This is a genomic window from Bacillus sp. HU-1818 (genome assembly GCF_022695965.1).
GTDB lineage: Bacteria > Bacillota > Bacilli > Bacillales > Bacillaceae > Bacillus > Bacillus atrophaeus.
Genome location: NZ_JAAPBE010000003.1, coordinates 297,724 through 310,405, shown reverse-complemented (window position 1 = coordinate 310,405; position 12,682 = coordinate 297,724). Strand labels below are relative to the sequence as shown.

Below are 12,682 nucleotides of genomic sequence, written 5' to 3'. Positions count from 1 at the left end.
TCCTCTCCTTTACCCCAGTTGGTTAGCTTTCATAAAACGTATCAATTCATCAAGAGCCACTTCCAGCTGTTCCCCGGTCTTCGCATCCTTTACATTGATTCGATTTTGAGCAAGCTCATCTTCTCCCAAAATCGCAATGAATCGCGCGTTCAGACGGTCCGCCGTTTTAAATTGGCCTTTCATTTTCTTATTTTCGTAATCAATTTCACTTGAAATGCCTGCTTCTCTCAGTTTGTACACAAGAGAGACGGAATAATCCTTCGCTTTTTCTCCAAGCGTGACAATGTAGCAATCAATAGCCTGGCTGACAGGAAGTTCTGTCTTTTCCGCATCAATGGCCGCAAGCAAGCGTTCAATACTCATGGCAAAACCGATTCCCGGAGCTTCAGGGCCTCCGATTTGCTCAACCAAGCCGTCATAACGTCCGCCGCCGGCAAGCGTTGTGATCGCGCCAAATCCTTCCGCGTTGCTCATAATTTCAAATGCAGTATGGTTATAGTAATCAAGCCCCCTCACAAGATTAGGGTCGATTTCAAACGGAATGCCTAATTCTGTTACATACTGCTGGACTTTTTGGAAATATGCTTTTGATTCTTCGTTTAAATATTCAAGAATAGATGGCGCAGTCTTCATCAGTTCATGATCTCTGTCTTTCTTACAATCTAAAATTCTGAGCGGATTCGTGTGCAGCCGTGATTGGCAGTCCGAACAGAATTCATCAATGCGCGGTTCAAAGTGTTTGACCAGCGCTTCTCTGTAACTAGTCCGGCTTTCTTTATCACCAAGGCTGTTAAGTACAAGCTTAACATTTTTTAGGCCCGCTCTTTGGTATATACTCATCGCAAGCGCTATGACTTCAGCGTCAATTGCAGGATCCTTGGAGCCAATCGCTTCGATTCCGAATTGATAAAACTGACGGAAACGCCCCGTCTGCGGACGTTCGTAACGAAACATCGGACCGACATAATACAGCTTTGTCGGCTGTACGGGATTTGCAAATAATTTATTTTCGGTAAATGCGCGAACCGCCGCCGCTGTTCCCTCCGGACGAAGCGTCAGGCTTCTTCCTTTCCGGTCCTGAAAGGTATACATTTCTTTTTGTACAATGTCAGTGGATTCTCCGACCCCTCTTGCAAACAGCTCGGTATGTTCAAAAATCGGCGTGCGGATTTCTTTATACTGATATGTGCGGCATGTGTCCCTCATTATTTGTTCAACGTACTGCCACCGGTCTGATTCACCCGGCAGAATATCCTGTGTTCCTCTTGGAATGTTATATGCCATATGTAGCCCTCCTTGTTAAGTTCCTTTATTAAAGATACCGTATGTTTAAAATGATGAAATCAAAAAACTCCCGCCTCTACTATACATGTATAGTAGGGACGAGAGTTATACCCGTGGTGCCACCCTAGTTGGAACATATGAAATGTTCCCGCTCAATCCTTTAACGCAGGTTCACGTTCTCTGCCTAATGACGTTTGCAATAAAAGCACAGCGTTCAGCAGGAAACCTCCGGAGTGTTGTTTCGAGAAAGATGCGATGCAGAGCCGCTTTCAGCCTAGGCGGTTCCTCTCTTTACATGCAGTCTGACCTACTCTTCTCCATTACAGGTTCAACAATTCATCATTTATATGTACATCAATTTCTATTATAATAATGGGATTGCCGTTCTCTGTCAAGCTTTATTCCGGGTGTTTTTCCGCCGCACTGCTTCTTTAGACGCAAGACCGAGCTCTGAAGAAGTCTCTTCAAGATAGCCGATAGTTTCAGAATCAACGTGGTCGCTGAAGTGCGTATTTGCTTCTTTGTCGTGTAAAGCTCGTCCTAGTTTTGGATGATATTTCATGATTTGCACACCTTTTTCACCTTATTTATAAGTAGTATAAACAAATCATTTTCATTTTATTTAACATTCAGCAAGGAATTTACGATAATAAACAAGAATGTACTTGTTCAATGTTTTTTCAGAAAGGAGGAAGCCATGAATAAGAAATGCACTATTCTTATTTTATGCTTTGTTATTATCGCAGCGTTATTCTCCCCTCCGCGCACGGTTACAGCCGCACAGGGAGAAGCTGTTATCGCTACAGACGAGATGAACGTCAGAAGCGGCCCCGGGCTGAGCTACGGGATCACGGCTGAAGTTAAAAAAGGAGAAAGCTACCCTATCCTGAAGGAGGACGGGGACTGGGTGCAAATTCAGCTTAGCTCCGGAGAAAAGGGCTGGGTTGTTTCTTGGCTGATTAAAAAGAAAACAGGAGAAAGCAGCAGTGCATCAGCCGGCAGTGAAACTGTCACATCGACCGATTCTGATTTAAGAATCAGAAAAGGACCGGGCACTTCTTATGAGGTCATCGGCAAATTCCCGCAAGGTGAGCAGGCAAAGATGATTGAAAAGGACAATAGCTGGATTAAAATTTCATATCAAGGTGTGACCGGATGGGTTGCTTCTGTATACACATCCAACCGCGGAGGAGGCTCACAGGAGAGCGGGCAAGCAAACGCTTCGCAAAACAAGTCCAAAAGCGGCACAGTCGGCGTTTCTTCCCTGAATGTCAGAAGTTCGGCCTCGCATGATTCAGCCATCATTACTAAGTTGACACGGGGAACAAAACTGTCCATTTTAACCGAGGAGAACGGCTGGCTGAAAATTGAAGCAAATGGGCAAAGAGGATGGGTTGCCAGTCATTATATTGTGACAGGCTCAAACCAATCGAACAGCTCATCCGGCGGCAGCAGCAGCTCTTCCTCAGCGAAAAAAGCGTATATCGTTTATGGAGGAACCAATTTAAGAAGTTCGGCTTCGACATCCGCCTCTATTGTCGAACGGGCTGAAAAAGGCTCTTCATACACGATCACCGGCACAAAGGGAAGCTGGTATGAAGTAACACTTGAGAACGGGCAAACGGCGTACGTAGCCAACTGGGTGGTTCAAACGTCGAAAAAAGACGAAGAATCTGGTGAAGCACCCGTAGCCAAATCTTCTTCCGGCAGTGGCTCTCTGCAAAACAAATCGATTGTGGTTGATCCGGGTCACGGCGGAAAAGACAGCGGAACGATCGGCTATACCGGTAAATTCGAGAAGAACTTAACGATTAAGACGGCAAATCTTCTTGCTAGCAAACTGCGATCGGCGGGAGCGAATGTGTATGTGACGCGTCAGGATGATACGTTTGTCAGCTTACAGTCTCGTGTTTCCACATCACACTACCGAAATGCAGATGCCTTCATCAGCATTCACTATGACAGCTACGCAAACACTTCTGTAAGAGGCAGCACCGCCTATTATTACAGTCCTGCGAAGGATCGGGAGCTTGCCTCCGATGTTCATTCAGAAGTAGCCAAGCGCTCCCCTATACCGGATCGCGGCGTGCTGTTTGGCGACTATTATGTGCTTAGGGAAAATAAACAACCCGCCATGCTGTATGAACTTGGGTATTTAAGCCATCCGCAAGAAGAATCCATCGTACATAGCGGCTCATTCCAAGAAAAAGTAACAGACGGGATTGAAAGCGGGCTGGAACAATATTTTAATTAGAACGACAAAAAAAGCTGCCTTCGGGCAGCTTTTTACAGTTTAGAATCAATAATCAATGTGACCGGACCTGAATTTGTGAGCTGTACATCCATCATAGCACCAAATTTCCCCGTCTCTACCTTTATCCCTTTTTCCCTCAGCAATTCGTTAAATTTTTCATAAAGACCAAGGGCCTGATCAGGTTTTGCGGCATTCATGAAGTTGGGGCGGCGTCCTTTTTTTGTTTCTCCGTAAAGTGTAAATTGAGAAACGGATAAAACCTCTCCTCTTACATCAAGCAACGACAAATTCATCTTGCCATCACCGTCTTCAAAGATACGGAGATTGGCGGTTTTGTCCGCTAAATAAACGGCATCTTCCTCCGTGTCCTCATGAGTCACGCCGACAAGCACCATAACGCCGTTGGCGATTTGACCGATAACAGCGCCGTCCACCGTCACATTCGCTTCTGTTACACGCTGAACAACTAATTTCATTGTCTGTCTCCTTTAATTCATGACTCGGCGAACAGAATATATATCTCTTATTTGCTTGATGCGTTCGACAACTTTATGCAAGTGATTGATATTCTGAATAAAAATCGCCATATGAATCGTCGCCACTTTGTTGCGGTCCGATTTGCCTGAAACGGATGAAATGTTCGTTTTTGTTTCATTTACAGCCTGAAGCACTTCATTTAGCAATCCGCGGCGATCATAGCCTAATATTTCAATTTCGACATTATATTCTTTACGCTTCTGAACTTGTGATTCATGCTCCCATTCTACAGGTATCAGTCGCTCTTGCGCTTCATTCGTCTTGACATTCGGACAGTCATCGCGATGGACGGAAACCCCTCGGCCTTTCGTAATAAACCCGACAATATGGTCGCCCGGCACCGGATTACAGCATTTGGACAAACGGACAAGGAGATTGTCGATTCCTTTAACGCGCACGCCCGCTTCCCGTTTTCTGCCTTGGGGATATGATTTTGGCTCCGCTGTGACTTCCTGAACGGTTTTTTCTTGTTCTTCCTGGTCACGAAGCTTTCTCTCTTTTTCCGTCAGGCGGTTTGCAACCTGCAAGGCGGTGATTCCATTGTAGCCGACTGCCGCATACATATCCTCTTCATTCGAGAAATTAAATTTATCGGCAACTTTCTGAATATTTTCGGCTGTCAGCACATCTTTCACTTCAAAATCCAGATTTTTAATTTCTTTTTCTACCAATTCACGGCCTTTTTCGACATTTTCTTCGCGCCGCTGTTTCTTAAAGAACTGACGGATCTTATGCTTGGCTTGTGAGGTCTGGGCAAGCTTGACCCAATCCTGGCTGGGCCCGTATGAATGCTTGGACGTCAAAATTTCGACAATATCGCCTGTCCGAAGCTTATGATCCAGCGTCACCATTTTCCCGTTGACCTTCGCGCCGATCGTCTTGTTGCCAATTTCCGAGTGGATTCTGTATGAGAAGTCAATCGGGACTGAGCCGGACGGCAGCTCAATGACGTCGCCTTTTGGCGTAAAGACGAACACCATGTCCGAAAACAAGTCGATTTTTAAGGACTCCATAAATTCTTCCGCATCAGTTGATTCATTTTGAAATTCTAAGATTTCGCGGAACCAGGAAAGCTTCTTCTCAAATGTGGCTTCCTCATTCGCCGCTTTTCCTTCTTTGTAAGCCCAATGCGCCGCGACTCCATATTCAGCAATTTCGTGCATTTCAAAGGTTCTGATCTGCACTTCTAAAGGATCGCCTTTAGGTCCTATCACTGTCGTATGAAGGGACTGATACATATTCGGCTTCGGCATGGCGATATAATCTTTAAACCTGCCCGGCATCGGCTTCCAGCAAGTATGGATAATGCCGAGTACGGCGTAGCAGTCCTTTATGCTCCCTACAAGAATACGGACCGCCAGCAGGTCATAAATTTCATTGAACTGTTTATTTTGCAAAACCATTTTTCTGTAAATGCTGTATATATGTTTCGGCCGACCGGAGAAATCTGCGCTGATGTTGACCTCTTCGACTCGGTTTTTCACTTCATCGACAACCTCTTCGACATACTGTTCACGTTCCGCGCGTTTTTTCTTCATGAGGTTGACGATTCTGTAATATTGCTGAGGGTTCAAATAACGGAGTGCGGTGTCTTCCAGCTCCCATTTGATTTTTGAGATCCCGAGGCGGTGCGCCAAAGGAGCAAATATCTCCAGCGTTTCATTAGAAATTCTGCGCTGTTTTTCTTGCGGCAGATGTTTCAGCGTCCGCATGTTGTGGAGGCGATCCGCCAGCTTGATCAATATGACCCGGATATCTTGAGCCATAGCGACAAACATTTTGCGATGATTTTCCGCCTGCTGTTCTTCTTGAGATTTATACTTAATTTTACCGAGCTTTGTCACCCCGTCCACAAGCATTGCCACTTCTTCAGAAAAAGCTTCCTTCAGGTCATCAAGCGTTACATCCGTATCTTCCACCACATCGTGGAGAAATCCTCCCGCAATGGTTGAAGGGTCCATTTCAAGGTCAACGAGAATGCCCGCCACTTGAATCGGATGGATGATATATGGCTCACCTGACTTCCGGTACTGCTCGCGATGAGCGTCTTCAGCGTACAGGTATGCTTTTTCTACAAATGCAATATGCTCATCGGTTAGATAACTGCGCGCTTTGTCAATCACTTGCTCGGCAGTTAATACTTGTTCGTTCGCCATGGAATCACCTTTTTTTAAATGTAAACTGTATTGTAGTTTATTATCAAGAAAAAAACGATAGATGTAAAGAGAAGAAGTTCAATCTCCAAAGATTACATAAACAAATAATCAGATAATAGGAAAAAAGCACCCAGATAGAGAGTGCTTTTTTCCTTTATGCGGTTTAGCCTAGTATTGCATTAACGTTAAAATATCGTATTTATCAAGCTTTTCTCTTCCATTTAGATACGTAAGCTCGATTAAGAAAGCGATACCCGCTACTACGCCGCCAAGCTCTTCAACAAGCTTGATCGTCGCTTCTATTGTGCCTCCTGTTGCCAAAAGGTCATCTGTGATGAGCACACGCTGGCCAGGAAGAATCGCGTCTTTGTGGATGGTTAACACATCTTTGCCGTATTCGAGGCCGTAATCTACCTTCACGACTTCACGGGGAAGCTTGCCTTCTTTACGAACGGGTGCAAAACCTACGCCAAGCGCGTATGCCACCGGGCAGCCGATGATGAAGCCTCTTGCTTCCGGCCCGACAACTAAGTCAATTTGTTTTTCATTAGCGTATTCAACAATCTGGTCAGTCGCATATCGGTATACGTCGCCTTTATCCATTAATGTTGTAATATCTTTAAATTGCACGCCCTCTTTCGGGTAGTCCGGCACAATTGTTACATATTTCTTTAAATCCATCTGTTTTATGTCCTCCTCGTACTTTCATAAGCCTCTGAATCTTGATTCATCAGCTTATTCAGCCATTCCTTCAGCTCTTCAGCCGCAGAATAATTCAGCTTCTGATCCAGTTCCATCAGCTGCTGTTTTGCCTGATAGGTTTGCGAGTCTGTCAAATCGCGTTTTTTCACATCATAAATAACAGACAGCACGCCATTCTCTATTCTAACAAAACCGAGATCAAAAAACACCTTTGTCATGAAATTGATTGTGTCTTTTGTCCAGCCTTTATGTTTTGCAAGCTCTGAACCGTGTGTTTTCAGATCGAAAGTTCCTCTTTTCAGCAAGAAACCGTAGTACCATTTAAAATAATCCCGGGTCGGAAATGCTGACAGAAAATGCTCCTCGTTATTCATAAAGATAAAATAGACACGCTCGGGTCTCTTTCCTTCTACCAAACTTGAAAGCAGATCTAATGAAGGCGGCGCATCAAGGAATACCACATACGCGCTGTCCAGTTCAAGGTCTCTGGCTTCCTGCTCCGAGCTCACCGTGTGAAGCTGATGGCGCAGCTCTTCGTTTTGAAGCAGCTGTTTCGTTTCCTCCTTAAAGCAAACAATGACCCGTTTTTCAGACGGAAGCGCAACTATTGTCTCTTCCCACGTACGTTTTCCACGCAAGTCAAACAGCTGCCATTCAGAAACGGCTGCATCCTTTATCATTAACTGGGGTTTTTTTCTGTTATTCCATTCGTTAATCGACATTTCGCCGACTAATGAGATTCTTGAACCAGGCACAATACCTGTCTCAAGCTCCCCTTTATGAAAGCCGACACAATCAAGCTTTGCCGATTGGTCTTTGACCGTCATTTTGATATGGTTTTTATTGGCTCCGATTCTCCGCACGTCTTCTAAAAGCGCATTTTCCACCATCACATGCGGTTTCGGATTCTGCATGCCAAAGGGAGACAGGAGATTGATTTCAGAAATGCTCTCAACCGTAATATCCTCTACGCTGCATACGAGATCAATTTCCTGAACCGGAATAAAATCCTCTTCCGTCAGCGTCTCATCCGCGATTTGATTGAGCCTGTCCCTCAAGTCAGATACATCATCGGCATGAAGTGTCATTCCCGCAGCCATCGGATGTCCTCCGAAATGGGGAAGGATGTCTCTGCAAGAAGAAAGGCTTTTAAATAAATCAAAGCCTTTAATGCTTCGAGCCGATCCTTTCGCGATGCCCTTTTCTTCATCAATTCCAAGAACAACGGCCGGACGGTAAAAACGGTCAACAAGCTTTGAAGCCACAATGCCGACAACCCCGGGGTTCCAGCCGGGCTTTGCCACTACGATGGCAGATCCATTGGGCCCTTGCTGCTCAACCATTTCAATCGCTTCATCCGTCATTTTGCTGACAATCTTTTGCCGCTCTTTGTTGAGCTGGTCGATTTCAGTTGCAAGCTCATCCGCTTCGAACTCATCCTCTGTCATCAGCAGATGGACAGCCGGATCAGCCTGTTCAATTCTCCCGACAGCATTAAGCCTCGGTGCAAGCTGAAAGCCGATTGTTTCTTCATTCGCTTGTCCGATGTCACCGCCCGACAGTTTAATCAGTGCTTTTAGCCCCGGCCGGTTTGTCATTCGAAGCTTCTGCATGCCCAACGTTGCTAATAATCTGTTTTCATCATGCAGCGGCACAAGATCAGCTATAGTTCCGATTGCCGCCAAATCGAGCAGGTCCTCAGGCAAAGCGCCTAAAAGAGCATGTGCAAGCTTAAACGCCACACCCACTCCGGCAAGCTCCTTAAACGGATAGGCGCATCCCGGCTGCTTCGGGTGAACAATGGCACACACATCAGGCAGTACAGGGCCGGGCTCATGGTGGTCAGTGATGATGACATCCAGTCCTAGTTCCTTCGCTGCCTCTGCTTCATGAACAGCCGCAATCCCCGTATCAACCGTGATAATAAGGGAGAAGCCTTGCTCTTTAATCGAGCGGAAGGCTTGCTCATTCGGTCCGTAGCCCTCTTTAAACCGGTCAGGTATGTAAAAGTCAACGTGAGCCGAGAGCTTTTGTAATGTTTTCAGCATGACGGACGTACTGGTGACGCCGTCCGCATCATAATCTCCGTATATCATAATGGGCTCTTGCTGTGAAATGGCCTGTTTAATGCGCTCAACCGCTTCTTTCATGCCCTTCATCTCAAAGGGATCATAAAAATCAGCTTCTTTTGTATTTAAAAACAGCCTCGCGCTTTCCGCTGTATCAAATCCTCTTTTTACAAGCAAAGATGCCACAAGAGGTGTTATGTCCAATTGTTCTGTGAGTGATTTGACCTTATCCTGATCTGGTCGCTGTATTTCCCAACGCATTTTTGACGCTAACATAAATTCACCCCTCAACCACCCTATTATACTAGAGCAAGCTGAGGGGTTTCAAATGTTATTCGAGAATCTAATCCTTTTTCTCCAACGGAGGCGCCGAATCCGCCTTCACTGCTTCGCTGTCATACTGCTGTACGCCTTCTGTTTCGGGCATAGGGTCTTGTTGTATGGCTTTGCTTTCTTTTCTTAAAGTCTTGATTTCACGTTTTAATTTCATAACCTGAAATATTCCTGCGGAAAATACAATCAAGGCCCCCATTAACACTGATCCGAGAATCACAAGGATTAAAGGCCATTCTGATCTTCCGAAAAGGTAATCTACTTCAACAGCCCTTACGTTAATCACTGCAAAAATAGCAACAATTAAAGTAAATATAAGAGCAAAAATAATCGTCCATTGTTTGTTCATGCTGGTTCCCCCAAACTGGCTTTTTGAGGTAAGTTTCCCTTTTGCTTCCCGTTTTAAACAGGCTTTCAAAAGAGAATCAAGTCTCAGATGCGGTTAATTTCTCTTGAATCAGCTTTTTCAGCCCTTTTCTTTCTCCGGAAATGACAAGTGTGTCTCCTTCTTCAATCACCGTATCAGACCCCGGATTCAGCTGTTTCTGCTGATTTTTTTTCACGATGGCAATGACTGTAACCTGATAATGCTGCCGAACGTCCAAGTCGCCGAGTGTCAGTTGAACAGCAGGGGCTTTTGCCTCTACTTTGAACCATTCAATGATCAAATCATCAAGCGCCACCTCAACAGATTCAAGAGCCTTCGGTTTATACGCCATTCCTCCCAGAATAGCGGACAGCTGTCTCGCTTCTGCGTCGTTAAACTGCACGGATGTTACACATTCTTCGTGATCATTCTCATCAAAATAATACAGCTCTCTTCTGCCGTCATCATGGATAATAATGCAAATTTTATCCTGATTTCTGGTCAGAATCTCAACTTTTTGCCCTATTCCCGGAAGCTCCGACTCACGAACCTTCATAAAAACCCTCCTACATCATGTTACAACCTGTTTATACCAAAATGATCTTGACACCATTTATATGTTTTATTGTAAGCGTATGTCATTATAGCAAATGTCTATTTCAAGTTCAATGAAACGTAAAGAAAAATACTGGAAAAGCGTTAAGGATAAAAAAACAGGCTGCCCGAAAAACGGACAGCCTGAGATTTTATTCACTATTCTTCAATACGTTTATCCTTTTTAAATTCTTTCCCTTTCCACACGAGCCAAATTTGCGCTGCAATGTACAGAGAAGAATAGACACCTGTCAACAAACCGATCAATAACGCTAATGAGAAGTTTGTAATTGATATTGATCCTAACAGCAAAAGAACGACAACAACAATCACTACCGTAAGGACAGTGTTGACCGAACGGGTAAATGTCTGCTGCAAGCTCAGGTTTACAATATGGTTTAAATCAGCAAACGTTTTAGGCTTGCGCTTTTTCATATGCTCCCGAACTCTGTCAAAGGTTACGATGGTGTCGTTTATCGAATAACCAATAATCGTCAGAACCGCCGCAATGAACGTAACATCTACTTCTAGCCTTGTCACGCTGAAAAATGCGACGATAAAGAAAGCGTCATACAGCAATGAAACAATAGCTGCTATCGCCATTTTGTATTCGAACCGGATGGACACGTAAATAATAATGCCGATAGAAGCGATAGCCACTGCATATAAAGCGTTTCGCGCCAGTTCCTTCCCGACTGTCGGCGAGACTGTGCTGACATTAGGCTCAGATCCGTACTTATCTTTAAAGTAATCTTTCACCTTGGCAACTGTTTCTTTATCAGGGACGCCTACAAACCTCGCAACCCCGATATTGCTTTTTTCTCCCGACAATACAATAGTATCAGGCTTCATGCCAAGTGAAGTGAAATCTTTCTCAACCTGCTGGGTGGTCAGCTTATGATCACTCTGTACTTCAATCCGCGCACCGCTTGCAAAGTCAATACCGAGATTCAGCTTAAATACCAGCAGTAAAATAATCCCGGCAATGGTTACAGCACTTGAGAAAATAAAGAAAAATTTTCGTTTGCTTGTAAAATCCCATTTTTCAAATGGAGTGTGCGGCTCTGTATATTCGTCCGTCTTCTGAATGTCCATAATATGTTTCTTCTTAACGCCGAACCAGCCTTTTTTCCGGTCAAGCCATCTGCTTTCCACAAGCAGCGACAGCAGGAACCTTGATAGGAAAACAGCTGTAATAAAACTGGTCAGAATCGACAGGATCAGCATTGTAGCGAATCCCTTGACAGAACTTGTCCCGAAAATAAAGAGCACAACGGCAGCGATGATAGTAGTGATATTTGCGTCAAGTATCGTCGCAAATGACCGCCGGTTCCCCGAACGGAACGCCGAACGGACAGATTTACCGAGTTTCAGTTCCTCTTTAATTCGTTCATAGGTGATGATATTCGCATCCACCGCCATCCCGACACCTAATATAAGCGCGGCGATTCCCGGCAGCGTCAGGACTGCATTCATCCAGTCAAAGACCTGCAGGGTGATATACACATAAACTGACAGAGTAATAACGGCAATCAGCCCAGGCAAACGGTAGTAAAGCAGCATAAACAAGAAAATAAGAGCAATACCGATAATACCCGCGTAAACTGTTTCATTCAGCGCCTGCTGCCCAAATTGCGCACCTACTGAAGTAGAATATTTTTCAGTCAGTTTCACCGGCAGCGCCCCGGCATTTAAAATACTGGCTAAATCTTTAGCTTCCTGAACTTTAAAATTGCCTTCAATTGTCACGTCTTTTGTGTTTAATTCTTTGCTGACATTCGGAGCAGATACAAATTTAGGATTCTCTTTTTGGACTTCTTTTTTAAAAGAATCGCCTTTTTCGTAATCCATCCAAATGACCAGCTGGTTGTTCGGCGCCATTTCCAAGACTTTTTTTGTCACTTCTCCGAATTTATCAGCGTCTTTGAGTTTCACACTGACAATCGGTTCATTTGTAGTTCCGTCATAAGTTTGTTTCGCGCCATTTTCAACAAGATCAGAGCCGTCCAGAAGCTCTTTATCATTTGTATCTCTGAATGAGAGCTGAGCTTCTGTAGATAAGATTTCGCGCGCCCTGTTTTGGTTGGTAACACCCGCAAGCTGAACGCGAATCCGGTTATTGCCTTCAATCTGGATGTTCGGCTCACTGACCCCAAGCACATTGGCCCTGCGGTTTAACGCTTCAACCGTGCTGACGAGAACATCTTTTGTGATTTTATCACCTTTTTTGACGGGTTTCACATCGTACAGAACCTCAAATCCGCCTTGTAAATCTAATCCCAGCGTAATATTCTCAGCTGCCGGCTTTGTGAAATATCCAAGCCCGGTGCCGATTAATAATACGATTAGGAAAAACGCAATCAAGCGCCCCTTTTTCATTATGTAT

The 12,682-nt window shown here is 44.7% G+C and carries 10 protein-coding genes and 1 other annotated feature; of the genes, 1 reads left to right on the top strand and 9 read right to left on the bottom strand.

Annotated features, from left to right (window positions below; genetic code table 11):
• Nucleotides 1-9: 9 nt before the first annotated feature.
• Both hisS and GXP75_RS11975 read right to left on the bottom strand, forming a co-directional pair.
• Nucleotides 10-1,284, bottom strand: coding sequence for a histidine--tRNA ligase (hisS, locus tag GXP75_RS11980; protein ID WP_061572690.1), 1,275 nt, complete (start codon nt 1,282-1,284; stop codon nt 10-12).
• A gap of 91 nt (nt 1,285-1,375) precedes the next feature.
• Nucleotides 1,376-1,617, bottom strand: a binding site (T-box leader).
• Between the two features lie 58 nt (nt 1,618-1,675).
• A complete protein-coding gene (locus GXP75_RS11975; RefSeq protein ID WP_003325301.1) occupies nt 1,676-1,846 on the bottom strand; it encodes a YrzK family protein in 171 nt (56 codons plus the stop codon).
• A gap of 135 nt (nt 1,847-1,981) precedes the next feature.
• On the opposite strand from GXP75_RS11975, the gene GXP75_RS11970 reads away from it, so the two are divergent.
• Nucleotides 1,982-3,538, top strand: a complete 1,557-nt coding sequence (locus GXP75_RS11970; RefSeq protein ID WP_242556884.1) for an N-acetylmuramoyl-L-alanine amidase family protein — start codon at nt 1,982-1,984, stop codon at nt 3,536-3,538.
• A gap of 32 nt (nt 3,539-3,570) precedes the next feature.
• On the opposite strand, the gene dtd is transcribed toward GXP75_RS11970, so the two are convergent.
• From dtd to secDF, 7 genes are all read right to left on the bottom strand, one after another.
• A complete protein-coding gene (gene dtd, locus GXP75_RS11965; RefSeq protein WP_061572688.1) occupies nt 3,571-4,014 on the bottom strand; it encodes a D-aminoacyl-tRNA deacylase in 444 nt (147 codons plus the stop codon).
• Between the two features lie 12 nt (nt 4,015-4,026).
• Nucleotides 4,027-6,231 (bottom strand): GTP diphosphokinase, encoded by a 2,205-nt coding sequence (gene relA, locus GXP75_RS11960; protein WP_003325298.1) that lies wholly within the window; start codon nt 6,229-6,231, stop codon nt 4,027-4,029.
• Nucleotides 6,232-6,399: 168 nt separating this feature from the next.
• A complete protein-coding gene (locus GXP75_RS11955; RefSeq protein WP_003325297.1) occupies nt 6,400-6,912 on the bottom strand; it encodes an adenine phosphoribosyltransferase in 513 nt (170 codons plus the stop codon).
• Nucleotides 6,913-6,917: 5 nt separating this feature from the next.
• A complete protein-coding gene (recJ, locus tag GXP75_RS11950; protein ID WP_242556883.1) occupies nt 6,918-9,278 on the bottom strand; it encodes a single-stranded-DNA-specific exonuclease RecJ in 2,361 nt (786 codons plus the stop codon).
• Nucleotides 9,279-9,345: 67 nt separating this feature from the next.
• The gene (locus GXP75_RS11945; RefSeq protein ID WP_242556882.1) at nt 9,346-9,684 is read right to left on the bottom strand and encodes a LapA family protein; all 339 of its coding nucleotides are present in this window, start codon (nt 9,682-9,684) and stop codon (nt 9,346-9,348) included.
• 76 nt (nt 9,685-9,760) lie between these two features.
• Nucleotides 9,761-10,258, bottom strand: coding sequence for a cation:proton antiporter regulatory subunit (locus GXP75_RS11940; protein ID WP_003325293.1), 498 nt, complete (start codon nt 10,256-10,258; stop codon nt 9,761-9,763).
• Between the two features lie 197 nt (nt 10,259-10,455).
• Nucleotides 10,456-12,675: a protein translocase subunit SecDF gene (secDF, locus tag GXP75_RS11935; protein WP_242556881.1), complete on the bottom strand. Its 2,220-nt coding sequence runs from the start codon at nt 12,673-12,675 to the stop codon at nt 10,456-10,458.
• Nucleotides 12,676-12,682 lie beyond the last annotated feature (7 nt).

Bases quoted from the DNA above. Each gene is read 5' to 3' on its own strand.
- hisS (WP_061572690.1), bottom strand. From the start codon at position 1,284: ATGGCATATAACATTCCAAGAGGAACACAGGATATTCTGCCGGGTGAA.
- GXP75_RS11975 (WP_003325301.1), bottom strand. From the start codon at position 1,846: ATGAAATATCATCCAAAACTAGGACGAGCTTTACACGACAAAGAAGCA.
- GXP75_RS11970 (WP_242556884.1), top strand. From the start codon at position 1,982: ATGAATAAGAAATGCACTATTCTTATTTTATGCTTTGTTATTATCGCA.
- dtd (WP_061572688.1), bottom strand. From the start codon at position 4,014: ATGAAATTAGTTGTTCAGCGTGTAACAGAAGCGAATGTGACGGTGGAC.
- relA (WP_003325298.1), bottom strand. From the start codon at position 6,231: ATGGCGAACGAACAAGTATTAACTGCCGAGCAAGTGATTGACAAAGCG.
- GXP75_RS11955 (WP_003325297.1), bottom strand. From the start codon at position 6,912: ATGGATTTAAAGAAATATGTAACAATTGTGCCGGACTACCCGAAAGAG.
- recJ (WP_242556883.1), bottom strand. From the start codon at position 9,278: ATGTTAGCGTCAAAAATGCGTTGGGAAATACAGCGACCAGATCAGGAT.
- GXP75_RS11945 (WP_242556882.1), bottom strand. From the start codon at position 9,684: ATGAACAAACAATGGACGATTATTTTTGCTCTTATATTTACTTTAATT.
- GXP75_RS11940 (WP_003325293.1), bottom strand. From the start codon at position 10,258: ATGAAGGTTCGTGAGTCGGAGCTTCCGGGAATAGGGCAAAAAGTTGAG.
- secDF (WP_242556881.1), bottom strand. From the start codon at position 12,675: ATGAAAAAGGGGCGCTTGATTGCGTTTTTCCTAATCGTATTATTAATC.